Source organism: Pirellulales bacterium, assembly GCA_035533075.1.
Lineage (GTDB): Bacteria > Planctomycetota > Planctomycetia > Pirellulales > JAICIG01 > DASSFG01.
Genome location: DATLUO010000193.1, coordinates 230,702 through 256,105, shown reverse-complemented (window position 1 = coordinate 256,105; position 25,404 = coordinate 230,702). Strand labels below are relative to the sequence as shown.

Genomic DNA, 25,404 nt, shown 5'->3' with positions numbered 1-25,404 from the left:
TCGCGATCCGCGGCTACGCGACGTGCCGGGCACGCTCACGGCCGTGGACGGCTCCCTGCTCTCCGCCTTGCCGAAAATGATGGAGGCTTCATGCCTCAAAGCCGAGACGGGAAACGGACTCATTAAATGGCGACTGCATACGCACTTTGAGGTCGACCGCTATGTGCCCACGCGGATCGACGTGATCCCGGATGGCGGCGGCCAAGACGACGAACGCTCCGTCCTGGAGCGGACGATTCAGTCCGATCACACCTACGCCATGGACCGCGGCTATGCCAAATTCACCTTGTTCAATCGGATTGTGGCCGCGGGGAGCAGCTATGTTTGCCGGCTCCGCGACAATAGCGCCTACGAAGTCATCGAAGAACTCCCACTGACGGAGGCCGACCGCGCGGCCGGCGTACTTAGGGCATGGCAACCGGGGCATCCATCGACGGATTATAATGCATCATCACTCGGCGATGCATCATACGGACGATGCCCCCCCTTTTGAGAGATACGAAGAAGCGATTGCAACGCAAGGGACCGACCGAAGCCCTACGTTTTCGCAAGCGGCGGCGAAAGGGCAGGCCCCACTGGCGGCGGGGTGGGAACCGCGCCCACCCGTCGGTCAGCAGGTTCCGCAACGGTTGGCATGTGGGCAGGTCGCGCAGCGCGCTGCGCCGCGGTTGAATTCGCACGGCGGACAACCATGCCTGCCGATACTCTCTGTGTGCCTCCGACCCCAAGAGCAAAGCCACGCCGCCGGCCGCCCCGCATGCCGAAGCCGGGCGCAGCGACCCCGGAGCCGTGCCCGTTGGGCCTGGCGTTTCTGGCGTACGTGCTGATCTGTGCCGTCATCGTGGCCGCGGCGATTCAACTCGCGAACGTCGCCAGGCCCTACAAGCTCCCGCCAGCAGGATTGAGCTCGGGCGCCGCGCCGTAAACATTCTCGCGCCGCGCGGCGCGCGCCGCCGTCGCCGCGGCGGCCCAGTCCGGATTCGCCGTCGGCGATCGCGACGCGCGCGCGGCGCGGCGCCGCGGGCGTGGCCGCCTTCGCCGCCTTCGCCGCGGCCGTCGCGTCGGTCGCGTCGGCTGCGCGGCAGCCATCGCCGGCGGCAGCCGTCGCGACGCCGCCTGCGGCGCGACATGCACGATCGCGAGCGGCGACGCGGCCGCCGCCCGGCCGATCCGCAATACGCTTTCGTGGCGCCGTCGAAGCTGGAAGATCGAACATCATAACCGGCCGCGGCAGCCGCCGAAAACAGCGACCCCGGCCGGCCTGGTCGAATCGAGCGGCCGCGGCAGCCGCCGGATTCGTAGGCCCCGGCCGAAAGCAGGGTCCTTCTCCCGCTGTTCGACCGGGGGGGGGGCGATTTTTGACGATCGCGCGCGGCGTAGACCGCGTGCCAAGCGCGCACGTTTTTCCGCATGTTTTGAAATAGGGGGGTATCCCCAGGCCGAAAGACAGCGGACGACAGTCGAGCATTGTCAACTTCTTGACAACTTGACATGCGGACCACACCATCAAGCATGGCGATTGTGACCATCTTGCCCGAGGCGCTGGAGCAATTCGAGGCGTTGCCCAAGCGGATTTATGAACGCGTCGAGGCGCTCATCCTGCGACTCGAAAAGTGGCCGGAAGTGAGCGGCGCCAAGCCGCTCCGGGGCGAACTGGCCGGATGCTACCGGTTGCGGACCGGAGCCTACCGTATCCAGTTTCGAGTGCGTCCGGGCGAGAAGGTCGAGGGACAGCCGCCGGCCGACGACAGGATCACGGTCGAAAAAGTGGGGCACCGCGATGGCTTTTATGAATGACGGTGAAAGCAAGTCAATGAACATCAGCCATGCCAGCGTGCAGACGGTAACGCTCGACGGAAAGCGGTTTGTGATTTTGCCTGAGGAGGATTACCGTCGTCTGTCGGGCGGGCCGCCGCAACCGGAGCTGCCCCCGCCAGACGCGGAAGGGAATTATCCGGCGCGCGAGGCCTTGCGCGTGGTCGCGGCCCGCCGCCTGATTCGGGCGCGCCGCGCTCTAGGTTGGTCGCAAGTGGAGCTGGCCCGCCGCGCCGGCGTGCGGGTGGAGACGCTTAGCCGGCTCGAACACGCGAAACATTCCGCCAGCCAGGCGACCCTCGAAAAGGTCCGCCGAGCGCTTGACGATGGCGAAGCCGATGCCGCCCGCGCCAAGCCGACCGCTGGCAATCGCAAACCACGGAAGTAAACTCACAATCAATCGGGTGGCCGAGCGGGTTCGAAACCGACCGGCCCAACGCGGCACCCCGTCGCGCATGGTTCTGTACCGTCCTTCCATGCCGCGGGGCGCCGGCCCGATTCAAAAGGACGGTACGCATGGTGAACGAGCTCACATTCGACGGACAGCGGTTTCTGAACGCCTGCCACCATGCCGGCTGGGTTGTTATGTCGATGGTCAACGGCCCCGGCCGGTGCGTTCATGACGCTGCGACGCCCGACTGGGGTGCGTACCTCAATGCACTGATCGGTTGGCTGGAGCTCTTCACGGACGCGCAGGAGGGCCACGATCATAACACATCCGACGCCAGAGGAAATTTATGAAGCCGAGGAGCGCGTTCGCATTGCCCGCGTAAAGGCAATCACCGCTCCGCCACTTGCGGTAACCGAGCTGGTAATAGTAAGGATGCTGGGCGATGCCAAAGCAGCGGTCCTCAAGGCTGAGATCAGAGAAAAGCTCGCGGCGTGGCGCGGAGCCGAGCGAGTGAATACCGACCCGCGCACCCTGACCTTGCATCTCCGGCGGTTGATCGATGCCGGGTACCTGAAAAAGCCGAGCCCGCGAACGGGTTACGCGCTCACTCCCGCCGGCCGGTCCTTCTACCAAACGCTGTAAAGCGCAAGAGTGCATCCTTATTTGCACTCTTATTTGCCACTTACGGTTTGCTGTCGTCGCTGCATGATGCGGTGATGGATACCGCACCCGCACTACTCGACCTGCGATCGATGGCCCGCCGGCTGCGCGTCTCGATGCGCTGGCTGCGCGATGAGGCCCGAGCCGGTCGCGTGCCCCACCTGCCCGCCGGCGCGCGACTGCTGTTCGACCCGGCGGCCGTCGAGCAAACCTTAGCAGAGCGCGCCCGCCAGTTCCCGACGACGGAGGCCAACCGTGTCGGCTAACGTTCTGCGCCTCCCGATTGCCCGCGACCAGCCCGAGGCCCTACCGGCCCCCGCGCCGGTCTGGCGTACGATCGCCGAGGGCTACGCTCCGCCGGCCGCGGCGGACCTGGCCGGCCGGATCGATCGCCTCATCGCGCTGTTGGAGCTGCTGGTCGCGCAGACGGCCGAGGCGCCGTCCATCGTACCGCTGGCCGACGACGGCGAGCTGCTCATCGACCAGGCCGAGTTGGCCGAGGTGCTCAAGCTCAGCCTGCGAAGCGTGCGGCGGATGGAGACGGCCGGCGAGCTGCCGCCGTCGGTGCTCAGCGGCCGACGGCGCCTATACCTCAAGAACGAAGTCGAGCGTTGGTTGAAACACGGCCGGCCGCCGCGCCAAGAGTGGGAGGCCCGCGGCCGAAAGTAGCGTCCGCAGGAAGCGGCCGCTGAGGTACTAAGCGGTGGGGCGGCCCAGCATGGAGCGCTGGGCCGCCCCGGTGAAACACTACATAATCATGGCGTCACTCTCGAGCATCGTCCAGGGCATCGACGGCCTGCCCACGACCTGGCACGTCCCGCCGGAGCTGTTGCGCTTTCGAGGCATCCGGCGCGAACCGCTGTTTTGCTACTTGCTCTTGTGGCAGGTCGTCGGCTGCCGCCCCGGCCGGCTGACGGTCGATTATCTCCGCCTTCAATTCACCCTGGCCGCCAGCGAGCGCGCCGTACGGCGTTGGCTCACGAGTCTCGAAGAGGCCGGGCTGATCGACGTGCTCAGCCGCGGGCCGCGACAAGCCGATCTGCGCATCCGCAACTGGCGACAACCACGCGCGGCAAGCGAGGCAGCCGCCGCGTCGGAGGCCCAACTGCCGCTTCCCTTCGCCGAAACGGGGCCGATGGATCCCGGCCCCTCGACGATCCCCATTTGGGACGCGCCCCAGCGTCCGGAACGGAGACCCAATCATGACCGACCCACTGCGGGCTGAGCAGCCCCGCGCCGATCGAGATCCGCTAGCGATCGTGGAAGCTGTCATGGATATATGTCACAGTGACGAACAGGCCGTAACCTGGCTCTGGTCGCTGCGCCGCAACGGCTGGGCAACCGGCGACGTCGACAGCCGAGAGCTGCTCAACTCCATGCAGGCGCCGCGTGAAGAGGGCGGCCGCGGCCTGGCTCGCAGCACGGCCTACAACCATGCCAAGGCCCTTCAGGAGCTCCACGCTTGGGTGCAGCTCGGGGCAGAGACGTGGCGTATCGTCGCGCCGGCTTCCGCGGCGGATGCCGTCCAGAATTCTGGACGCAATCCGCCGTTCGTCCCTATATCCATTGACCATGGATCCAAAGGATCAAGGGTAAGGGAAGGATCTAAGGCCAAGGGTAATACGAGCGCGCCGCTCAAAGGATCCATGGGACGTCCAGAATTCGGGACGGGAACCGCCCCGATCGGCGACGTTGCCGGAGCCGCCAGCAGCCGGCTGACGAACCACGACCCCGGCGACCGCGCGGCCGAGATGGATCGAATCATCCGCCAGACACGCGGGGTGCTGGAGACCTGTGGCGACACCGACACCAGCGAAGTCGTGTACCGCAAGATCGCCGAAATGGTCGTCCAGCATGGAGACGCCGGCCAGCGAGGGCTCGAGGAATCGCTTCGGGCCGTCGCAAACGCCGACAGCTACGTCACAGGCCCACGCGCGATGCTGCTGGGCTGTCTTGGGCGCCGCGGGATGCCTTATCACGCGCGCGATGGGCCCAAGTGACCGTCCCTGAGACGCCGGGCGCGGCGGCTGGCCACACTCCGCCAGCTCGCCGCGGCCCGGTTTTACTGAACCCTGAACCCTTCCATCCTACCATCACCATGCACGACGAACTTTCCGAGTTCATTTCCAGCGTCACCGGTCCCGCTTCACTGCTGGACCTGACGCGCGCCTTCCTGGCTTCGCACGTGCTGCCGCAAGACTATCGCGACGATGCGCTGTTCAAGGCGCTCGAGCAGGACCTGCGCAAATGCATCAATCGCGACCGCTCCAGCGACGGCACCGCGCGGCTGGTCAGTGTGCCGGGCATCGACCCGGAGACCGGCGAAGCGACGCGGGTCTACAAGCAGCTCGACCTGTTCGACCGCGAAGATTATCGCCGCGTGTGGTGGGAGGCGGACGCGCGGGAGGAAAAAGCCCGACAACGTAAGCGATCGCTGGAACGTCATCACGACGGCCGCGCGTGGCCCGATGGCAAACGCTTGCGGGAGGTGATTCACGGCGGCAGTTCGACCAGTGGGGCCGCGTAGGGGCATTTCGTTTCTCCAGTCAAACCGCAAAGGAAAACGTTATGGAAAAGACACAACACGCACTCGTCACAACTGCTTACCACGGCGCGCTCGAGGTCGCGGCATCGTTCGGCGCAGTGTTTCTCCAGCTCGATGTCCCGCCAGAGCTGTGCATCGTCATCGGCACCGAAAAGCCGTTCCCGAAAGGGGACAGGAACGCGCCGCTTGACGTCGAACCGGTCGACGTCGTAATCGAATGCGAGCGTGAAGGCTGGCTGCCCATGCAGTTCAAAGACTTCGCCAACGCCAAGGCCGGCTGTCTCTGGATGCTGCGCGTGCTGCGCAGCCAACTGGAAGAGGAAATCGATCGTCTCGAGAGCTCGACGACTGTTCCATGAATTCGTGACGGCCCAGGAGGAGGCGCGCGGCGAACACCAGGAGGGGTAGCTTGCAAGCCGCCGCCGATACGGTAGCTTGATGATCGCTAACCATCGATCCTTTGCGGTTGGGGCGGATGTTCGGGAGTCGAACCCCGACTCCGCCCCCGCCGCGTGTTCGACAAAGGAGTTCGTCATGCCGCGCTTGCGAAAGCAGCTCTTCCGGCCGAAGATCGTTCACTACGTCGATCGCGACGGCCGCCGCGTCCCCAAGGGCACCAGGGGCGCGATCAAAAAAACCTCCCGCTCGGAAATCGTCTGGGCCCGCTACCGCGACGAATACGGCAACGTGCAGACCGTCTCGCTGGGAGTGACCGACTGGGAATGCGCCCAAAAACTGTTGGCCGATTTGATCGTCAAAGTGCAACGCCGCCGCTCCGGCCTGGGCCATGCCTTCGACGACTTCGCCCTGCTGCCGCTGGGCGAGCACCTGGAAGCATTCCGCCAGCACCTGACGGCCAAGAGCGACACGACGGAATACGTCGAGCTGACCGTCGCCCGTTTGCGGACGGTGTTCGACGGTTGCGACTTCCGCCTGTTGAAAGACATTCAAGAGGGGCGCGTCGCGCATTGGCTGCACGAAGCCCGCACGTACGCGCGGCAGCTCGAGCTGGGCACGCCGCTGACAACCCGCTGCAAAGGCGCGACGGCCAAAAGCTACCGCGACATCGCCCGACACTTCCAGGTGACGGTCAGCGCGGTGGAGAAGTGGAAGCGGGACGGGGCGCCGATCGGCCGCGTCACGCGCAAGCAGCCGCGGGCGAACGACCTGGAAGCGATCCGCCAATGGCGATTGGACCGCGAGACGTCGCAAAGCCGGATGGGCAAGTCGACGTCGAACCATTACGCGGGTGCGCTGCGCTCGTTCGGGCGCTGGCTGGTGCGCGCCCGCCGATCGCTGGAAAACCCGTTCGCCGGCCTGACCGGAGTGAAGGCCGGCGACGACGTCCGGCATGCCCGCCGCCGGCTGAGCCAGGCGGAGTTTGCGCGGCCGATTGAAGCCACGCGCAACCGGCGCCGGAGCGACGGGCGGCCGGCAAGATTCCGCGGACTCGACGGCATCGATCGGGCGATGCTCTATCTGGTGGCGGCCAACACGGGCTTTCGGGCCGGCGAGTTGGCCAGCCTGACGGAAGGCGCGCTCGACCTGACCGCCGAGGTGCCGACGGTCCACGTGGCCGCGTCCTACACCAAAAACAAGGAACCGGCGGACCAGCCGGTGCGCGGGGACCTGGCCGCGGCGATCGCCGGCTGGCTGCCCAACCGCGGGGCGGGCCGCCGGCAGGCCCGTACACGCGACGTCGGGCGGTCCGGCCCGGATGCCGAGACGGCGCCCGACGTCGCGTCCGGACGCAAGCTGTGGCCCGGCAATTGGGCCGAAGAGGCGGCCGACATGTTGCGGCGCGACCTGGCCGCGGCGGGCATCGCCTACCGCGACGACACCGGGCGCGTGTTCGACTTCCACGCCTTGCGGCACCAATTCATCAGCAACCTGGTAGCCGCGGGCGTGCATCCCAAGGTGGCCCAAAAGCTGGCGCGTCATGCCAAGTTCAGCCTGACGATGGACGTCTACACGCACCTTGCGCTCGACGATGCCGCCCCCGCGCTCGATAGCTTGCCGGAGCTGCCCTGGCCGTCGTCGCGCGATGACGAGGCCCAGGTGTTACGAGCGACGGGAACGGACGGAAAACCGTCGCCTTCGTTTGCGCTCTGGCAGGAAAACCGTGGCCGGGAGGGGCCATTTGCGACCACAAAGAACGGCCGTCCCGAAACGACGAAAGCCGTTGCGAGCAACGGCTTTGACGGCGTTTCAGTACAGCGAGGGCGACGGGACTCGAACCCGCAACCACCGGATCGACAGTCCGGTACTCTAACCAATTGAGCTACGCCCCCAAGTTGTTCCCTGGAGCCGCTGTATTATTTCGGCCTGTGCCCGATTCCGCAAGGGGTGGCGGCTCACAAGCCACGAGCCAATATTCCAGCCCGCTTCGGCGGCAAACCGGAATCAACCCGCGATCGGCAAGCTATGATTTCAGAGACGCCGTTCGGACCGACCAAGACAGCCTATGAACACGATCTGGACCCTCCTCAGGGCGGCCACCCATTATGTCACGCACTTCGGCCCTTTCGGGTGGCTGGGGTGCTTTCTGCTGACCTTAGCGGTGGGCGTGGTCTGCCTGCGCGGATTCGGCTCGCGGTCGAATTATTGACCTTATTGGCCGCGTTAGACAATCTCGCGGTCTGCCCGGTTCAGCCGGCCGATGATCCGCCGGGTGGCTTTGGCCACGGCCCGCCAGGCCCGCTTCCAATCGGCGGGCCACGCTCCGGGGTCGCGGCGGTGCAACTCGCCGAGATAGGCGCGCAAGAAACGCAGCCGGTCGGCCCGCGTCACCCAGCAGTGGGCTTCGAGGCTGGTGGCCAGGCGGGCCAGATTGAACGCCCGGAAAAAGGGCGACAGGCGGCGCGGCAGCCGGACGCTGTCGGCGTCGATCAGGTGGCACTCGACCGAGTCGTCGCGCTCGACCAATAGAATGTTGCAGCCTTTCAGGTCGCGGTGCGAAACGTGCCAAGCGTGCATGCGGCCCAACAAACGGCCGAGCGACTCGGCCACCTGGCGGGTGCGTCGTCGTCGTTCGGCCTCGCTTCGCCGCGTCAACTGCCAGGCGTAGACGTGCAGGTTGTTCGCCCCTGCGATCCATTGCGTCGCCAGATAGCCCTCGGCGGGCAGTCCCCGGCGGGGCCGTTCGACCACCGCCAAGGGCCGCGCCGTGGCGATGCCGCGCAGCAGCAGAGCATGGCCGTAATGCCAGGCCTCCAGAGCCGGATTGCGGCGAAAGTAGTGCAGCACGGTCTTCCACCAGTTGCGCGGCCGGACCCGCTTATAGGCCACGCTTACTTCCGCCGTCGCCAGCGGCAGCTCGGCCTGCACCACCACGCTGCGGTGCGAAAGCTTGAAGACTCGGTGCAGGTTGCCGGTCAGCAGTTGCCCAGGGTCTTCGAGCAGCCGCGTGAGCCGCTCGCGAGCAAGATCGCTCACGGCCCACGCGCGCGAGCGGCCGCTGCGGCAGAAGTAGAAATCGCGGTTCGTCTTCAATGCCCGGCGGTCGCGGCTGCGGGCCACGCGGCGGCGGCGGTGCGGGATGGACGCCGCGATCCGCCGGGCAAGCTTGCGTTCCTCGCGTAACTCCGGCCGCTCGGCAACATACGCCCGCCAAAACCGCCACTGGTCGCTCTGCGTGGCCAGGTCGGCGCAAGCCGAGCCGAGCATGGTCAAAGCGGCAACCGTCCGCCGCCGATTCAGCGGACGCGCGAGCCGCACGCCGGGCAAGTCGATCAGGGAAAGTTCGGGCAGGCGGTCGTCGTCCGCCGCGGTGTGGCAGGTATCCAGGCACACCAGCGCGTTGCCCAAGTGCAGATCATTGTGGTCGATGCCTTGGCGATGGGCCGCGGCACAGAGCCGCGCCAGGCTGAGCGTGAGCTTGCGACGCAGTCGGGCGGCGTCGGCGGACGGCAATCGCGGCAAGCAGGCCTGGATGCACTCCTCCAGCGTACAGGAGCCGCCGATGGCACGTGTGACAAGAAAGTTGTCGTAGACCAGAGCACCGCGGCGCGAGTCGATCCAGGCCAGCGGCTCGGCCGTGGGAACCTGCCGGCGAAGCGTTTCACGGGCACGGCGAAACTCGCGGCGCGAAGGACTCGCCCGAAACCAATGCGCCAAGGCCTGCCACCACCGGCGGCAACGATAGTGCTTGACGAAGAAGCTCGTCTGGGCGGCATCGACGCGGTACACCGACCGTTGTGGCCCGTGCTTTACCAGCCGCGCCTGACCGTCGCGCAGCCATTGCTCAAGCCGCAACCCGTCGGGACCGAACAACACCGGCCGCCACGAAGGCAAGACCTCGCCCTCAACGGCGCGGTCGGCGCCACGAGACAACGAAACCGGGGTGGGCAAATCGGGTCCGTCCAACGATCGAGGATCCTTCCTGGGGTGGGCAATGCCGGCCTGACGAGCGTAAGGTGGGGCCAGCGAGCTTGCCAGCGCCGGCCCACCATTTAGGAGCGTCCATCACGGTGGGCCGGCGCTGGCAAGCTCGCTGGCCCCACCTACGGCCGCACTAAAACACGCCGAGGGCAGGGTTGTAGCCCAATTTCTCGGCCTGGTCCAGGTCGGACTGGGCTTCTTCTTCGCGGCCGAGCTTTTCCAGCACCTGGCCGCGATGATGGTACATCACCGACAACTCATGGTCGAGTTGCTGAGCGTAGGCCGCCCGTTCCTCCGCCGGTTTCTGCGGCAACGCGATTCTTTGCCAGTCGAGAGCCAGTTGAATCGCCTCGTCAAGATCGGCCAGCGCCGACTCGAAGTTCTGTTGCAGGAAAAAAATGTAGCCGCGCGTATCGAGGTAGGCGGCCTTCTGCGCCTTGCGTTCCGCCACCAGCACCTTGACGGCGGCCGACCGGCCCTGGCCAAATTGCTCCAACTCCTGGATGTCCTGCTCCGTCATGCTGAGGGCCTGCCGCACGTCGCTCATCGCGTCATCCAATTCAATGCCGGCCAGTGCCCGCGCGTAGGCCCGGTTGTTGCGCGGCATGGCGTCTCCGCCGGGGCTGAGGCTGATGGCCTTCGTCAAATCGTCGATGGCCTCGCGATGCCGCTCGAGCCGCTGATAGGCGATGCTGCGTCCGAGATAGCCGCCCGCGTAGCGCGGAGCAAGCCGCACAAGCTGATCGAAGTCCTCCAAGCTTCCCGTGACGTCGTTGGCTTCCAGTCGGAGCCTCGCGCGGCAATTGTAGACCAGCGGGTCGTTTGGCGCTAGCATCGCCGCACGGTCCGCGTCGGCCAGCGCCCCCTGCACGTCGCCGCGCGCATGTTTCTGTTGGGCCACCGTCAGCGATCGGCGGGCCAGCCAGCCCTTGATGCCGCCGATCAGCGGCAAGTCATTCAGCGGCAATTCATACAGAGAGCCGGCCAGCAGTGCGATAAACGCCAGCATCAGGCCCACGCGGAACACGCGGCGCAATAGGTGCGAAGACCGGCGCGGCGAAACCGGGCCGTCAAACGTCGGCGGAATCGGAAATCCGTGCTCGTCGAGCGGTGGGGTATAGGGTGGCATAGTCGTTCTCTCCTCGGATAATCCCTATCTTAACCTATTCGCGGGCGGCGGGAACGGCAAGTTCCCGCGTGCGGTGCCGGGTGGCGGTCATCAGCACAACCACGGCCAGAACCAGCGATATTGTAACCAGCGCGTGCCGGCGTTCCACGTTGCCCAGTGCCATCGCGGCCAGTCGCGGCACGACAAACAAACTGCCGACGAACGCCGCGCAAAACAACGCGGACGAAACAGCGTCGTCGCCGAGCAACATTTGCCGCGTTTCAACCGGCATCGCCATCACCAGCCACAAGCCCGACAGAAGTTGGAGAACGACGGCCGCGACGCCGATGCGAGCGCCCCAGACCACCGCCTGCAGACACTCGCCGCCCCGACGCATTCCATACCAAACGGCCGCCAGACCGGCCACGGCCAGCGCCGCCAAGAGATGGTGCGACACGCGGGCCAGCACTTCAGCGTCGGCCAGCAGCGTGGTGAACTTCGCGGGATGCCCCCAGGTATCTGGCCGGGTACACAAGACCCCCAGCATGACGAACAGCGGCGGAAAGTGGTAAACAAGGTTGGTCGTGCCCAGCAGCGTCGCAAGCCAGCGGATCCAAAACCGGCTGCGCGGGCCAGACACGTGCCCCGCCAGCGCCAGCGCCAGCACGAAGCAGCCGAGCGAAAAGACCAGCTCGATCGCGCCGTAGGGCCAGTAGCGCGAGGTGGGAAGCTCGCGTGCCGCGGCCAGGTAGGCGTCGGGAAAAAGCCGCCCGATCAAAACCACGGCCAGGCCGCCCGCCGCCGTGGCCACAAGCAGGCCGCCCACGGCCAGACGCAAATAGTACCGGTCGAGACGGGCCGCCAACTCGTCGGCAGCGGCCCGCCATTGCAGCCAAAGTCCGATGGCCGGCCCCATCAAGGCCAGATAGACGGCCAGCAAGTGTACCGTCACGACGACCGTCAAAGCCACGAACATCAACCTTCGCCCCGCATCCGCTGACGATAGTATTTCAGCCCCGGAAAGAAAAACGACAGGCCCGACACGACGCCGAACAGCGTGATGCTGCCCGGAATGTCGGTCCGGTCCATCCAGGCCATCACCAGGGCGGTCGCGAACAAGGCCGCGGCTTGCAGATAAAACGCCCCGGTGAGAATGCCCGCCTTCGAGATGAAGACCACTCCACTCACCACGGCCAGCAGCGGCGAGAGCGTGAGCACGGGCAGCCGCAGCAAGTTCTCGACCAGAAACAGCACCGAGATGCTGATCACGCTGCCGGCCCAGATATGAGCGATCTGGCGTTCCACAAACGTCACGGGACCGGTGCGTCGCCGCAGGGCCCAGAAGATGCCCGCCCAGGTGCCCAGTCCGGCGGTCCAGAGCGCCAGGTAGGGACCGGTCGAGGTGATGCCTTGCCATTGGAAGGCGTTGGTGACAAGGCAAATCACGAACAGGGCCAGGCTGTGCCACATCCAGAGCAGGCCCCAATTCTCCAGCACGGTGGCGTGGTGCGTCTCGCGGAACCAACGTGCCACCACCTGCGTGAAGCGGCCGGTGCGTGCCGAGATCGGTTCGTCGTGCAGATAGGCGGCCAGGTCGTCGGCCAATGCCTGGGCGGTGGGGTAGCGCAACAGCGGCGGCTTCTGCAAGCACTTCAGGGCGATCATCTCCAGGTCGCGGTCGGCCTTGGGGTTCAACAGCCGCGGCGGCAGCGGATCTTGTTCGAGCACCAGCAACACGGTGTCGACCGGCGTGGCCGCCTGAAAGGGAGGCCGGCCCGTGAGCATCTGGTAGAGGACCGTGCCCAGGCTGTAGACGTCGCTGGCGGGGCCGAGTTGCCCGCGGTTGCCGGCGGCCTGTTCGGGCGCCATGTAGCTGGGCGTGCCGAGGACCGCGCCGGAGCGCGTCAGCTCGTGGTTGCCCGTCACCTGTTTTGCCAGTCCAAAATCGCTCACGTGCGAGCGGCCCTCGCCGTCGATCAAGATGTTCGAGGGCTTCAGATCGCGGTGCAGCACGCCGTTCTGATGGGCGAACTCGATGGCCTGGCAAACGGTGAGCAGCAGGGCGGCGGCCTCGCGCGCGGTCGTGGGACCTTCGGCCAACCGCCGCGCCAGCGTCGTGCCTTCGATGTATTTCATCACAAAGTAGGGCTGGCCGTCGCAGTCGCCCACTTCATAGACGGGCACGATGTGCGGGTGCTCCAGCCTGGCCGCGGCGGCGGCCTCCGAGCGAAAGCGGGCCACCTCGGCCGGCGACGCCAGCTCGCCCCGCAGGATCATCTTCACCGCCACCGTTCGGCCCAGGCTGACCTGCCGCGCCTTGTAGACCACACCCATGCCCCCGCGCCCCAGCTCTTCGAGCAGCTCGAAATCGCCGAAGCGGCGCGGCAAATCGCCGGGCACGAGCGTGGCTTCCGGCAGCCAGTCGGCCGTCGGGCCGCTCGATTCACTCAGGCCAATCGCCACGCCTTCGGCCACCCGCACGGCGGCCCATAGCTCTCGCAGCTCGGCCGACAGTTCGGGATGCTCGCGGCCCAGCGCGTCGACATCGACCCAGCGGCCGGCGCGCAGCTCGTCGGTCATGCTTGCCAACAGGCGTCCAAGCTGCTCGTCGCGATCGGCGGTCGCCGAGGCAGGGGCGGAAAGCGGAGAAGACATACGCCTGATTATAGCAAGCGGCGGCCGGCTTCGACGTTGCCGGCCGTCGTCTTCTGACGCGGCTTCCGCGGGCAGCCCCGCTAACTTCGCGCCAGCTTGTGGAACCGCTCCATCAGGTCGCGGGTGATCGGTCCCGGCTTGCCGCCGCCGATGACGCGGCTGTCGACTTTCACCACCGGAATGACCTCGGCGGCCGTGCCGGTCAAGAACATTTCGTCGGCGATGTAAACGTCGTGCTTGGTGAGCGGGATCTCTCGCACGTCGAGCTTTTGCCCGCGGGCCAGCTCGATCACGGCCTGCCGCGTGACGCCCTCCAAAATGCCGGCCTCGATCGGCGGCGTGAGCAGCACGCCGTCGCGCGCCAAAAACACGTTGTCGCCGGTACACTCGGCCACCTCGCCTTTGGGGTTGAGCATCAGGGCCTCGATGCAGCCGGCCTGCAGGCCCTCGATCTTGGCCAGGATGTTGTTCAAGTAATTGAGCGACTTGATCCGCGGGCTGAGGGCCGCCGGGTGGTTGCGGACGACGCTGACCGTGATGATCTCCAGGCCCTTCTCGTACAGCTCGCGGGGGTAGAGCGAGATATGGTCGGTGATGATGATCACCTGCGGGTCGCTGGTGCGGTTGGGATCGAGGCCGAGCGTGCCCGCCCCGCGCGTGACCACCAGCCGGATGTAGCCGTCGGCGATGTTGTTGGCCCGGAGCGTGTCGTAGACCGCTTTCGCCAGGTCGTCGCGCGAGATGGGAATGGTGAGCCAGATGGCCTTGGCCGAGTCCCACAGCCGCTTGAGGTGTTCTTCCAGGCGGAAAACTTTGCCGCCGTAGCTGCGGATGCCCTCGAACACGCCGTCGCCGTAGAGCAGGCCGTGATCGTAGACGCTGATTTTGGCGTCGGCCTTGTCGTAGAGCTTTCCGCTGATGTAGACCTTGAGCGGCCGTTCGGCAGTCGTCATTCGCATCTCCGTTTGGGCGATTTGTGTGGCCGTTCATTGTAACCGAATTACCCTTGTCATAGAATAATTACCGTTGTCAAAAACAAAACAGGCGTTCGGTTTGCCCTGGCTGCAAGCCGTTGGCCCGTTGGATCTTGCGCCGAGGGTCGGCCGCGGCCCATTTTGGCGCCGCAACGGTAAATCTGGGGGGGGTGGTCAATTTTGGATTGCCGATTTTGGATTTTGGATTGGGCATTCTGGCGGCGTTCGCCGCTCTTCAATCCCCGTCTACCGCCTACCGTCGGGCACTTTGCGGATCCTCAGTCGTAGCGGGCCGCCGCTTCGCGACCGCCGATCCGCTCGCGGAGCGAGCGGGCGACGTAGCCCGCTTGCTCCGCAAGCGGGTCTGGCAGTGGCGGCCCGCTGCCGGAAGCGGTTGTTGGGCGCGTCGTATTGTCGGATCGGTTGCATTCGTCCGCCTGCGTGGCTCCCGGTGTTCTACCGCGCCGTTGGCTTGGGACCGAATTTTTTTCGACTCACACCGCATGACAGGCAAAAAACCTCGTGTTTCGCCGGTGTGTGTAAATTTATACACACCGTGCGCGGGGGGTTCGGCCGAACAGCCGGCGTCACTCAAACATTCCTGTGTTCTATCTCGCGTTTGGCTTGGGTTGGATCCGTTGCAGGCGTCCCCGCCTGCGTGGCTCCCTGTGTTCTACCGCGCTGTTGGCTTGGGACCGAATTCTTTCGACTTCTCGCTGCAACTCGACGAACGCCGGCGACACTGTTCCGCCGCACGGACAAAAGAATTGCTCAAAGAACAGGCAGTCGGATGACCACTATGCACATCATTTGAGCAGCCGCCAAAAAACCTCTGTCAGGTTGAACAATTAGGCAAAAACGCCGTGTTTCATCGGCTGGCGCAAATTTGCGCAAGCCGATCGGCACCGGCGGCCGCGTGGCGCCACTGCTCAATTCTTAGGCACGGCTGACACTCTGCCAGCCGCCAACCACCAACCACCAACCGCTAACTGCTAACCACTCTCTCTTTTCTCCCCGGCTACCAGCAATACGCTTGGCGAACGCCAAAGAATCCACGCACCGCGGAAAAATTCCGGCAGGGTCGCCAGCCACCACCCACTGACCGTTAGACCCCACGAACCGCCGGAAAGTCGGATCCGCCGCAGACCAAGCGACCAAGCGGCATTCGGTAGAGGGTTCAGCGGAACGACGCTAGAATGGGCTTGATATGACTCAAGGTCCACAAGCGGGTCGAACGCCGGCCGACCACTCGCCGCTCTTGCGGCAGTGGCTGATTTTGCAGCACGACGAGGTGCGGCACCGGAAAGTCGACCGCATCGAAACGGTCGAGCGGACGAAGTTTCCTTTTCAGCGTCCCGCCGCCTTCGACCTCGAGCGGCACCTGGCCGGCTCGCTGGGCGTTTATCACGGCCAGCAGGCGGTGCGGGTGCGGGTGCGCTTTGCCCCCTCGGCCGCGCGGTACATCCAGGAAAAGCGGATGCACGCCAGCCAGCGTGTGAGCCGCCAGCGCGACGGCGGCGCGATCGCGGAGTGGACGCTTTCCAGCACGGTGGAAGCCCGTTCGTTCATCCTCAGCTTCGGCTCGTCGGCCGAAGTATTGGAGCCGGCCGAGCTCCGCGCCGAGATCGCCGCCGAGGTGGCCGCGCTGGCCGAGAAGTATAGCGCCGCCGACGGCAAGCGACGTCGGGTGTCGAGGAAGGCCTGAGGGTTGGGTTCCGATTGCCGGCTTTCATCACGGCGGAGCGTGATGGCTACGGTACGCACAGATACACCGCAACCGCTCGTCGTTCTGAACGCTTGTCGGTTGCTCAACGAACGCCGAAGGGCTCAGGGATGAGGGGTCACCAAACAACGGTGACGAGTCCGGAGGATGCGATGTCGGGGTCGCAAGTCAAAAGAGGCACGATTGACGACACGCCTGCCAGGTGCAAGGTAGCGGCAGCGATCAGCCGGTCATGCATCTCGCCGATCGCTGACAACGTGAGCGACCGGTCCAGAATGGCACGATCCAGCGGCACGACCACGGTCCGCGAGTCGGCATCAACGGCGGCCAATAGCGCGGCCAGCGATGGAATACTGGTCTTGCCGCGAGCCACCGCCCAGCAAGCCTCCGCCAGGGCAATCACCGGCAGATACAATCGACTGCCGGGATCCTGCAGGGCCGCGCGGGCGTTACTGCCCAGTCGGGCATTGCCGCCGATAAACCAGATCAACGTGTGCGCATCGAGGGCATACTCATTGCCCATCGGCGTCGCCCCACTTCTCCTCGCCCTGCCATTCGGCTTCCGTGAAGTCTTCCAGCGTGGAGGTATCGCCGGGGAACATGCCGAAGGTCATCATCCGCGGCGGGGGCTTGGGCCGGTCCGCCTCGGCAATCAGGATGACCCGCACCCGGCCTTCCGGCAAACCAGCCGGGGCCTGCAGGAGCTCGACTTTCCCCTGCTTGTAAACGCCTTCAACAATGGCGGTCATAGATGGAACCTCCGCAAATGCCTCAACTCAGGGGCCGCATTGAATCGCGACAACATGATTTTCCGCCGCTGGCCGCCGGAAAGCAAGGCCGGCAATGACGTGAGGGCGACAATAACCCGAAGCGTGAGCGAGGAAGGTGGTCCGTTGTCCGTGGTCCGTGGTCAGTCGCCATCACGCTCCGTCGTGATGTCAGCCCGTCCTGAACCCTGAACCCTGAACCCTGAACCCTGAACCCTGAACCCTGAACCCTGAACCCTTGAACGTCCCCATGAAAAAACCTGACCGCAACTTGCTTGCAATCGCCGGGCGATCGGTTAAATACACGGCAAGCGCCGCCGAGCGGGCGGTGCGGCCACATCAAAAGGAGGCAGCGATGCCTCGCGTAGAAAGTAGCAGGCACACTCCGCTGTGCCGTCGCCAAAGTAGCAGGCACACTCCGCCGTGCCGTTGCCAAAGTAGCAGGCACGCTCCGCCGTGCCGTTGCCGCGTGCTCGTCGACTTCGCTCTCGCGGTTTTGGCGGCACACCGAGCAGCAGCAACGACCGGCTCGTGGATTAACGTCTTGCGCTCGAAGGCAACGGCACAACGGAGTGTGCCTGCTACGATTGACAACCCTCTCCCTCCCGAACCGCTCCGCGTCACCGTCGATTTGACCAACCCCGGCCAGTTGCTAGGGCTGGTCTTCTACGAGCAACCGGTTTCAGGAGCCGACGATCGCGGAGCATTCGCACATGAACCAGGACTCTGAGTTGTCGAGCGCGGCACGCGGGAGGCCGTCGACAAAATCGACGGCGCCGCACGCCAGGCAAGTGCGCCGCATACCTTCGACGCTCGACAACTCGCTGCAAAGGATATCGAGCGCGACATCTTCGCTCGACGCGCGGCCGGCCACCACCTGCGCCAAGGTCTTCCACCATTCGTAGCTCGGCGCCGCCTTGCCCGTGCGGTTCTTCAGCGCCAGCGACACGACGTAGAGGTCGCCCCGCGGGCTTTGCCAGGTGTAGTATTCGCACCGGCCGGAAAACGCCATTTCTCGCAAGCCGATCCTGGCCCGGACGATTGCGCGGATTGCATCCGCCTTGTGTCCCGGCGCGCCGGGAGCGAATGAGATGCGGGGCTGCCGGTCAAGGCACTAGCACCGCGTCACGTGCGGCGCGTCGACTGCCGGATCGCGGCCACAGTGAGCGCCATTTGATCGGGCGACAGGATCGGCACCTGGGCATAAATGATTCGATCTTCGCCTTGCAGCCGCGCGGCGAGGTGGCCGCGGCCGAGGAGCCGCTCGGCGCCTTCTTCGCCCAAAGCGATCATCGACGTGCCGGGACTTTCGACGCGCATCACCAGGCGGTTGCCGAGGTTGTCTCTTAACTGCACGGGCATGGCGCGGTCTTCGGGCCGCTGCGCGGCAAACACGAGGAAGATGCGCGCCGCGCGGGCCATCACGCCCAGCCGCTGTGCCGTGCCGCCAACCTTTAGACGCCGCCAACCGCCGGAAAGTTCCCGACGGGCCGGATCCCGACGCAGCCACAGGCAACGGACCACGAACCGCAATTCTTCCCTGTGCCGGCCGTGCGCCTGCCGCGGCGGCTGTACATTCGCCTGCCCACCCGATACCCTAATGGCGGCACCGTGGCTACGTTCGGGAACGTCGCCGGTTGATCGTTCCAGCCGGCCAGCAGCCGAGGGCCAGTACACCAGGGCTGTCAGCGGCAGTGAGGGCCATGTCTACCGTATCGTTCGCGCCGGGTGATGTCGTCGCCGGATTGGAACCCGACGAGCATGTTGAATTGCGCAATATCACCAGCTTCGGCCCCAAGATGCTCGTCGAGGGTATCGGCGTCACCTCCCGCCGCCTGATCCGCCGGCCGCTTTCGTCCGAAGAGATCTCTCGCCTGACGCGCATTCGCGGTGCGTCGTTCACCTACGACGGCGACGCAAAAACATTTCTGCTGGGCGTCGAAGCCAACCGCATCCAGACCGCCTATCAGTTCGATCCGCTTTTCGCCGTCAACTCGTCGGCCGTCGATGTGCTGCCGCACCAGGTCGAAGCCGTTTATCGCTACCTGCTGCCGCTGCCGCGAATCCGCTTTTTGCTCGCGGACGACACGGGGGCCGGCAAGACGATCATGGCGGGGCTGTTGCTCAAAGAGCTGCTCTTCCGCGGCACGGTCAATAAGGTGCTGATCGTCGTGCCCGGCGGTTTGACGCGGCAGTGGTACGACGAAATGGCCGAAAAATTCGGTCTCAACTTCCGACGCATTAACCGCCACAGCTTCGAGGCCGAGCCGGCCCAGTTCGCGCGCTCCGACGAAGGATTGTTCATCACGTCGATTGATTTCATTGCCCGTCATGAAGGCTGCCTCAACGCGGCGCGCGAAGCGCAATGGGACATGATCATCGTCGATGAGGCCCACAAGCTTTCGGCTTATGAATACGGTGCGAAGGTCGAGCGAAGCGACCGCTACCAGGCGATCGAGCAGCTCGCCCCGCGGACCGATCATTTGCTGTTTCTCACGGCCACGCCGCATCGCGGCCGCAAAGACACCTTCCGCCGACTGCTGATGCTGCTCGACGAAGACCTGTTCCAGGCCGACGAGTTGGTCAACGAGCGGATCGGCAAACGGCTGTTCAACGAAAAGGGCGAGGCCTTCGAGGGCGAGGCGGCCATCGCCAAGGCCCGCAACCGCTTCTTCCTTCGCCGCTTGAAAGAGGAAATGCTCGATTGGTCGGAGCAGCCGCTGTTCAAGCCGCGGTACACGAAGACGCTCGGCTATGAGCTGACGCCCGAAGAGCTCGATCTGTACAACGCCGTGACGAAATACGTTCGCTCGCGGCGCAAGGAGGCCCGCGCCAAGAAGAACCGCAACGTCGAATTGACGGTGATGGTCATGCAGCGCCGCCTGGCCTCGTCGATCTACGCCATCACCTGCACGCTCCGCACTCGCCTGGCCGCTCTCGACGAGGTATTGCGGCTGTTGCGCGACCCGCGCCGCAGTCCCGCCGAGGTCAAACGTCTTTTGAAGGGCGACACCGAAGACGTCCCCCGCGCCTATGCCGACTATGAAGAGCTCGATGAAGCTGAACGCGAAGCGGTCGACAAGAAGATTTTTCGCCAGGTACTGAGCGACGACCCTGAAGCGGTCGAAGACGAGCGGAACGAGGTCTCGGATCTGCTGCGCGTCGCCGAAGGGTTGAACAAGGCGCAGTTCAACGAGGCAAAGTTCACCGAGCTGCGCAAGGTGCTCGATTCGTCCGACGTCATCCGGCGCGAAGACGAAAAGTTGGTGATCTTCACCGAGCACAAAGACACGATGGATAACCTGTGTCAGCGGCTCACGCATCGCGGCTATACGGTGGCCACAATCCACGGCAAGATGGACGCCGACGCGCGCAAGGAGGCCCAGCGAGAGTTCCGCACCTCGAAAAAGATCATGCTGGCCACCGACGCGGCCGGCGAAGGCATCAACCTGCAATTCTGCCACTACCTGATCAATTGGGACATTCCCTGGAACCCTAACCGGCTGGAACAGCGGATGGGCCGCATCCACCGCTACGGCCAGGCCGACGACGTCTGGGTGTTCAATCTCGTCGCCTCGAATACGCGCGAGGGCGCTGTCCTCGAAAAGATATTGAAAAAGCTCGACGTGATGCGCGAGCAGCTCGGCGACGACCGCGTCTACGACGTGGTCGACGACCTGCTGGAAGACGTGCCGCTCGTCACCATGATCGAGCGCTCCATCGACGCGGAGGATGCCGACCAGGCGAAGGAAGTCGCCAAGGAAGCCGGCCGCATGATCGCCGATCCCAAGCTGGAGCAAAAGGCCGACGAGCTCGTGGCCTTGCAGAAGAAACAGTCGCTCGCCTCCAGGTTGGATTTGGCCGACGCCCGGCAGTTGCGCGACGCTTCCGATGAGCGCCGCTTGCAGCCGCTGTTTATGCGGAACTTTTTCATCAACGCCTGGCGCGCGGCCGGCGGCACGGTCCGGCCCGACGACCATTATCCCGTCTATCACGTCGGCCCGCTGCCGTCGAAAGTGATGGAGGTTGCTCGCCGCCTCCGACTGCACATCGCAGATAAGTACGAGAATCCCTTTGTGTTCGACAAGCAGCTCGTCTCGGTCGCCAGCCCGCAGCGCGTGCCCGAATACACGCGGCTGCTCGGTTCCGGACATCCGCTGTTCGACGCCGTGACCGAGTGGGCCATCCACGAGGCGCGCGAGAGTTTTGCCAAAGGGGCCACGCTTTGCGATCCGAACATCGCCGTGCCGCAGCGGCTCTGGCTGGTGCGCTCCGCGGTTGAAGACGGACGGCAGGAAGCGCGCAAACGGCTGGCACATCAGCAATTCAGCGTCGTGCTGGCCGACCATCACGGCCTGCGTGCGGTCTCGCCCGCCACGGTGTTGAACTTCACTGAAATAGTCGCAGCCCCCAAAGTAGCAAGCACACTCAGTGTGCCGTCGCCTACCACCGAGGGGCCCTCCTCCGCGCAAGACGTCACTCAACCCAACTCCGACGCATCCTCCCTCGCCCCCACGCTCGCCGTTCCCGATTTTCCCACCGACGAAGTGCAGCTCTGGTCGTACACCAATCTCACCGAACACCAGATGCGGCGCGTCAGCGAGCATCGCCGTGCCGAATGCGAGCTGCGCAGACATTATCTGGAAACCACCTTCACTGAGCTGATCACCGAGCAGTCGCTCAAGCTCGAAGAATTACAGCGGGCCTCGCTCTTCGGCAACGACGACGCCGACGAACGCGAAAAGCTCGAACGCCGGCTCAACGACCTCAAGGCCCGCAAGACGCGCCGCTTGGAAGAGCTGGAGCTGATGCTGCGGCTGACCGCCAACCTGCCGGAAGTCATCACCTCGGCCCTGGTGCTGCCCGCGCCGGTGGCCGTGCTCGATGACGCATTGGGCGAAGGGGCGCCGCCCGAAGAACCGGCGGCCGGCGGCGGTTTGCCGATGCGCCGCGACGACGAGATCGAGCGGATCGCGATGCAGGTGGTGATGCGTTACGAGCGCTCACGCGGCTGGAATCCAATCGACATCTCTGCCGACGGCGAGCATTACGACATTCGCAGCGAAGGCCCCGACGGCGAGCGGCGGTTCATCGAGGTCAAGGGCCGGGCCGCTTCGGGCGGCGTCGTGCTCACCGCCCCCGAACGCGACAAGCTCGAGCAGCTCGGCGACCGGGCCTATCTCTACATTGTGACGTTCTGCGGCAGTGAACGAGAATCGGCTCAAGGCGACGGCACGCCACCCGCGCGCGGGTGCGCGGTGCCTGCTACGTTACGGCCGCGGCTGCGGATCATCCGCGATCCCATGTCGCGGCTTCACCCGGCTATGCTTTACCGGCAGGTCCAATACTTCGTCACCGAGGCGGACTGGCGGCAGCACGGAGACGAGCATGACTGCCCCCCGCCTGATTGAAGTCGCCCTGCCCATCCGTGAAATCTCGGCCGAAAGCGTGCGCGACAAGTCGCTGCGCCACGGGCATATCTCCACCTTGCACCTGTGGTTCGCGCGGCGGCCGCTGGCCGCGTCGCGGGCGGTCGTGTTCGGCTCGCTGGTGTTCGACCCCGATCATCCCGATTGCCCGGCCGACTTCCGCGCGGCGGTCGAGCGACACTTGAAGAGCGACGTAGCGGACGTGCTCAAATCGTATCGCCGCGGGCGGCAGACGCACCTCGACCCCGACCCTTATCGCCCCTACGCCGGCCAGCCCGATACCTTGCGCAACCGGCTGATGATGTTCGTCGCCAAGTGGTCGCCCGAATGGCTGGCGTTCGACGCCGGGCAAAGCACCAGCGAGCCGAAGCCCGAGCGCCTGCTCGACGACCGTTCGCTGGTGAAATGGGAAACGAGCGGCCCCACGATCAAGGTCGGCAGCCGTGAAATGCCCAACGAGGTCGGCCGCAAAGTGCTCTGGATCGCCCGTGAGCTGGTGCGCGTCGCCAACGGCGGCGCAGTGCCGACGGTGCTCGATCCGTTCGCCGGCGGGGGCGCGATACCGCTCGAAGCGGGCCGCATCGGCGCCCAGCCGATCGCCAACGACTATAACCCGGTGGCCTATCTGATTCTGCGGGCCACCTGCGAGTTTCCGCAAAAGTACGGCAAGCCGGGCATGCGCCAGCCGGCCGGTTCGCTGGCCGAGGTCGAAGTGCCCAACGTGCTGGCTTACGACGTCGAGCATTACGCGCAGGAGATTCTGCGACGCGCCAAAGAAAAGATCGGCCACCTTTACCCGGTCGGCTCCGACAACCTGCCGGTGGTCGGCTATCTCTGGGCGCGCACCGCGCCCTGCTCGAATACTTCGTGCCGCGCGGAGATTCCGCTCTTGAGCAGCCTGCTGATTTGCAACAAGGATGCAAAGAAGGTCGCCCTGACCATTAAGGTCAACGGCAAAGAAGTGAAGTTCGGCATCGCCAAAGGGGAGGCGATTACACGCACGCAAGGCACAATGCTGACTCGGGGCAACTGCCGCTGTCCGATCTGCGAACAGCCGACGCCCGTGGCCGATTTGCGCCAGGCCGGCAAAGACAAGAAGCTCGGCGAGCGGCTGGTAGCCGTGATTACCGATGCGCCCAACGGCAAAGACTACCGCGCCCCGGAAGCCGTTGATTTCGCTGCGGCCAAACAAGCGGCCGAGCTCGCAGCGAGCGTTGAACGACCCGCGGAGCCGATCTTGCCTGAGATCACGCAGCGAGGTGTCGACGAAGATGACGTCTCAAACTCAACCGGAATTCGCGTACATTTGTACGGCTTTATGCGATGGGGCGATTTGTTCAACCCGCGACAAGTTGTCGCGATCCAGACGCTGAACGACTCTCTTCACGAGATTTTCTCTCAATCCCTCGGTGACGGTGTTGACTCTTATTGGCAAGCGGTCGCGTGCTACCTGGCGATGTGGGTCGACAGAATGATTGTCCGCATGACTTCATTCACTCGCTGGCACTACTCGGGAGAGAAGTTTGAGCAGCCCTTTGATATGGCAAAGCTCTCCATGCTTTGGGATTATGCTGAAGTGAATCCGTTTAATGACGCTAGCGGCGGCGGCTTATCGCAGCTTGATTGGATCCGGCGCGTCATATTCCACGAGCAATTGGCGGTCGGATTCTCAGACGCTGGATGTCGCGTGACCTTGGGAGATAGCGCCGGATTGGCGCTTCCAAGTGCGAGCATCGACAATGTGGTCACCGATCCGCCCTACTTCAACATGTATGCCTACGCGGATTTGTCGGACATGTTCTATGTCTGGCTCAAGCGCGCCCTGCACGACATTGTTCCCGAAGCTTTTGCAACGCCCCAAACGCCAAAGGACGAAGAAGCGACGGCAATGAACCACCGGCACGGGGGCGATGCCGAAAAAGCGGACGAGCACTTTACGCGAAAATTGGCTGGGTGCTTCACCCAAGCACGGCGGGTCTGCAAAGACAATGGCGTGGTCACGGTGATCTTCGCGCACCAAACGACGAAAGCATGGACGGCGCTCGTCAACGCATTATTTGAAGCTGGCCTGAACATCACCGCGACACTCGCGCTCGATATGGAATTGAAGAACCGCGCTCGGGGTTTGGACAGCTCGGCGTTGGAATCGTCGATCACGGTGGTCTGCCGGCCGCGGGTGGCGGCGCCGCCGGCGTCGTTTCAGGACGTGCGGCGCCAGATCGAGCGGGTGGTAAAGGAGAGCGTCAAGCGGTTCTGGGACTACGGCTTCCGGGGCGCCGACCTGATTGTGGCCTGCTATGGCCCGGCCGTGGGCGAGTTCGGCAAGCACCAGCGCGTCGAACGCGCCGACGGGACGCCCGTGACCGTGCCCGAACTGTTGCAGCTTGTCCGCGAGGCGGCCCTCAAGGGGATCGCGGGCGAATTCACGGGCGACCGCCTGTCGCGGCTCTATTTCGTCTGGGCCAACCTCTACGGCGTGACCGAGCAGGCGTTCGACGACATGCGATTGGTCGTGCAAGTCGGCGGCGACGCCGAAGAGGCGCTCGAGGTGGCCCGCGGCCGCGGCCTGTTCATGGTCGACGGCCCCACCTGCCGCTTGGCCCTCCTCGCCGACCGTCTCGACCGCCCGCACCTGGGCGAAGACGAAGAATCGCCCCTCATCGACCAACTCCATCGCGCCATGCTCTACTGGCAGCGTGGCGACCGCGCCGCCCTCGTCCAATATCTCCACACTCACGACCTCGCCGAGCACGCCGGCTTTTGGCGGCTGGCCCAGGCGCTATTCGAAGTCCTGCCTCGCGACACCGACGACTGGCGTCTCGCCAGCGCGCTGCTCGCCGAGCGTCCCACCCTGCGCACCGAAATCAAACTCCGCGAAGCGGCGCTGGCTCCGAAGGCCGAGCGAACCTTGTTTGACGAGCCGTAGCGACAGCCCAAACGACCAGCTCGAGCGGCCC

General features: G+C 64.9%; 23 protein-coding genes, 1 tRNA gene and 1 pseudogene. 15 read left to right on the top strand and 10 right to left on the bottom strand.

All coding sequences use genetic code 11. From position 1 onward, the window contains the following. The 11 genes and pseudogenes from VNH11_24770 to VNH11_24720 all read left to right on the top strand — a co-directional run bounded on the left by VNH11_24770 (position 1) and on the right by VNH11_24720 (position 5,770). A pseudogene (locus VNH11_24770) lies at positions 1-406 on the top strand (IS4 family transposase). A gap of 1,106 nt (positions 407-1,512) precedes the next feature. Continuing rightward, a complete protein-coding gene (locus VNH11_24765) occupies positions 1,513-1,797 on the top strand; it encodes a type II toxin-antitoxin system RelE/ParE family toxin (protein ID HVA49602.1) in 285 nt (94 codons plus the stop codon). Positions 1,798-1,813: 16 nt separating this feature from the next. Beyond that, on the top strand, positions 1,814-2,203 hold the full coding sequence (locus VNH11_24760) for a helix-turn-helix transcriptional regulator (protein ID HVA49601.1): 390 nt from the start codon (positions 1,814-1,816) through the stop codon (positions 2,201-2,203). A 128-nt stretch (positions 2,204-2,331) separates the two neighbouring features. After that, entirely contained in the window at positions 2,332-2,556 is a 225-nt protein-coding gene (locus VNH11_24755) for a hypothetical protein (protein ID HVA49600.1), read from the top strand. Between the two features lie 82 nt (positions 2,557-2,638). Further along, positions 2,639-2,848 carry a hypothetical protein gene (locus VNH11_24750; GenBank protein HVA49599.1) on the top strand — a complete coding sequence of 70 codons (210 nt, stop codon included), beginning with the start codon at positions 2,639-2,641 and terminating at the stop codon, positions 2,846-2,848. Between the two features lie 47 nt (positions 2,849-2,895). Beyond that, a complete protein-coding gene (locus VNH11_24745; protein HVA49598.1) occupies positions 2,896-3,132 on the top strand; it encodes a hypothetical protein in 237 nt (78 codons plus the stop codon). Then, positions 3,122-3,535 (top strand): helix-turn-helix domain-containing protein, encoded by a 414-nt coding sequence (locus VNH11_24740; protein HVA49597.1) that lies wholly within the window; start codon positions 3,122-3,124, stop codon positions 3,533-3,535. The genes VNH11_24745 and VNH11_24740 overlap by 11 nt, the downstream gene beginning before the upstream one ends. Before the next feature lie 88 nt (positions 3,536-3,623). Continuing rightward, positions 3,624-4,091 carry a hypothetical protein gene (locus VNH11_24735; GenBank protein HVA49596.1) on the top strand — a complete coding sequence of 156 codons (468 nt, stop codon included), beginning with the start codon at positions 3,624-3,626 and terminating at the stop codon, positions 4,089-4,091. Then, positions 4,069-4,866, top strand: a complete 798-nt coding sequence (locus VNH11_24730) for a hypothetical protein (GenBank protein ID HVA49595.1) — start codon at positions 4,069-4,071, stop codon at positions 4,864-4,866. The genes VNH11_24735 and VNH11_24730 overlap by 23 nt, the downstream gene beginning before the upstream one ends. A gap of 98 nt (positions 4,867-4,964) precedes the next feature. Beyond that, the gene (locus VNH11_24725; GenBank protein HVA49594.1) at positions 4,965-5,393 is read left to right on the top strand and encodes a hypothetical protein; all 429 of its coding nucleotides are present in this window, start codon (positions 4,965-4,967) and stop codon (positions 5,391-5,393) included. A 41-nt stretch (positions 5,394-5,434) separates the two neighbouring features. Beyond that, positions 5,435-5,770 (top strand): hypothetical protein, encoded by a 336-nt coding sequence (locus tag VNH11_24720; protein ID HVA49593.1) that lies wholly within the window; start codon positions 5,435-5,437, stop codon positions 5,768-5,770. Positions 5,771-7,628: 1,858 nt separating this feature from the next. On the opposite strand, the gene VNH11_24715 is transcribed toward VNH11_24720, so the two are convergent. After that, positions 7,629-7,702 (bottom strand) — tRNA-Asp (locus tag VNH11_24715). Between the two features lie 173 nt (positions 7,703-7,875). Between VNH11_24715 and VNH11_24710 the strand changes: the two genes are divergently transcribed. After that, complete coding sequence (locus VNH11_24710) at positions 7,876-8,019, top strand: hypothetical protein (protein ID HVA49592.1); 144 nt, start codon at positions 7,876-7,878, stop codon at positions 8,017-8,019. Between the two features lie 14 nt (positions 8,020-8,033). Here the strand turns inward: VNH11_24710 and VNH11_24705 are convergent, their stop codons facing one another. The 5 genes from VNH11_24705 to ilvE form a co-directional block, all read right to left on the bottom strand. Next, a complete protein-coding gene (locus VNH11_24705; protein ID HVA49591.1) occupies positions 8,034-9,776 on the bottom strand; it encodes a lipopolysaccharide kinase InaA family protein in 1,743 nt (580 codons plus the stop codon). Positions 9,777-9,924: 148 nt separating this feature from the next. Next, the gene (locus VNH11_24700) at positions 9,925-10,920 is read right to left on the bottom strand and encodes a hypothetical protein (GenBank protein HVA49590.1); all 996 of its coding nucleotides are present in this window, start codon (positions 10,918-10,920) and stop codon (positions 9,925-9,927) included. A 34-nt stretch (positions 10,921-10,954) separates the two neighbouring features. Further along, complete coding sequence (locus tag VNH11_24695) at positions 10,955-11,875, bottom strand: hypothetical protein (GenBank protein HVA49589.1); 921 nt, start codon at positions 11,873-11,875, stop codon at positions 10,955-10,957. Continuing rightward, the gene (locus VNH11_24690; protein ID HVA49588.1) at positions 11,875-13,554 is read right to left on the bottom strand and encodes a serine/threonine-protein kinase; all 1,680 of its coding nucleotides are present in this window, start codon (positions 13,552-13,554) and stop codon (positions 11,875-11,877) included. Before VNH11_24690 ends, VNH11_24695 begins: the two co-directional genes overlap by 1 nt. A gap of 80 nt (positions 13,555-13,634) precedes the next feature. After that, complete coding sequence (gene ilvE / locus VNH11_24685) at positions 13,635-14,507, bottom strand: branched-chain-amino-acid transaminase (GenBank protein HVA49587.1); 873 nt, start codon at positions 14,505-14,507, stop codon at positions 13,635-13,637. Positions 14,508-15,735: 1,228 nt separating this feature from the next. On the opposite strand from ilvE, the gene VNH11_24680 reads away from it, so the two are divergent. Continuing rightward, entirely contained in the window at positions 15,736-16,233 is a 498-nt protein-coding gene (locus VNH11_24680; protein HVA49586.1) for a WYL domain-containing protein, read from the top strand. Between the two features lie 136 nt (positions 16,234-16,369). Here the strand turns inward: VNH11_24680 and VNH11_24675 are convergent, their stop codons facing one another. The 4 genes from VNH11_24675 to VNH11_24660 form a co-directional block, all read right to left on the bottom strand. Then, entirely contained in the window at positions 16,370-16,774 is a 405-nt protein-coding gene (locus VNH11_24675) for a PIN domain-containing protein (protein ID HVA49585.1), read from the bottom strand. Further along, complete coding sequence (locus VNH11_24670; protein HVA49584.1) at positions 16,764-17,000, bottom strand: hypothetical protein; 237 nt, start codon at positions 16,998-17,000, stop codon at positions 16,764-16,766. Before VNH11_24670 ends, VNH11_24675 begins: the two co-directional genes overlap by 11 nt. Before the next feature lie 700 nt (positions 17,001-17,700). Then, positions 17,701-18,030 (bottom strand): hypothetical protein, encoded by a 330-nt coding sequence (locus VNH11_24665; GenBank protein HVA49583.1) that lies wholly within the window; start codon positions 18,028-18,030, stop codon positions 17,701-17,703. A 113-nt stretch (positions 18,031-18,143) separates the two neighbouring features. Continuing rightward, on the bottom strand, positions 18,144-18,542 hold the full coding sequence (locus VNH11_24660; GenBank protein HVA49582.1) for a hypothetical protein: 399 nt from the start codon (positions 18,540-18,542) through the stop codon (positions 18,144-18,146). A 179-nt stretch (positions 18,543-18,721) separates the two neighbouring features. Between VNH11_24660 and VNH11_24655 the strand changes: the two genes are divergently transcribed. Further along, on the top strand, positions 18,722-22,429 hold the full coding sequence (locus tag VNH11_24655) for a helicase-related protein (protein ID HVA49581.1): 3,708 nt from the start codon (positions 18,722-18,724) through the stop codon (positions 22,427-22,429). Then, positions 22,407-25,373 carry a DUF1156 domain-containing protein gene (locus VNH11_24650; protein HVA49580.1) on the top strand — a complete coding sequence of 989 codons (2,967 nt, stop codon included), beginning with the start codon at positions 22,407-22,409 and terminating at the stop codon, positions 25,371-25,373. Before VNH11_24655 ends, VNH11_24650 begins: the two co-directional genes overlap by 23 nt. Positions 25,374-25,404 lie beyond the last annotated feature (31 nt).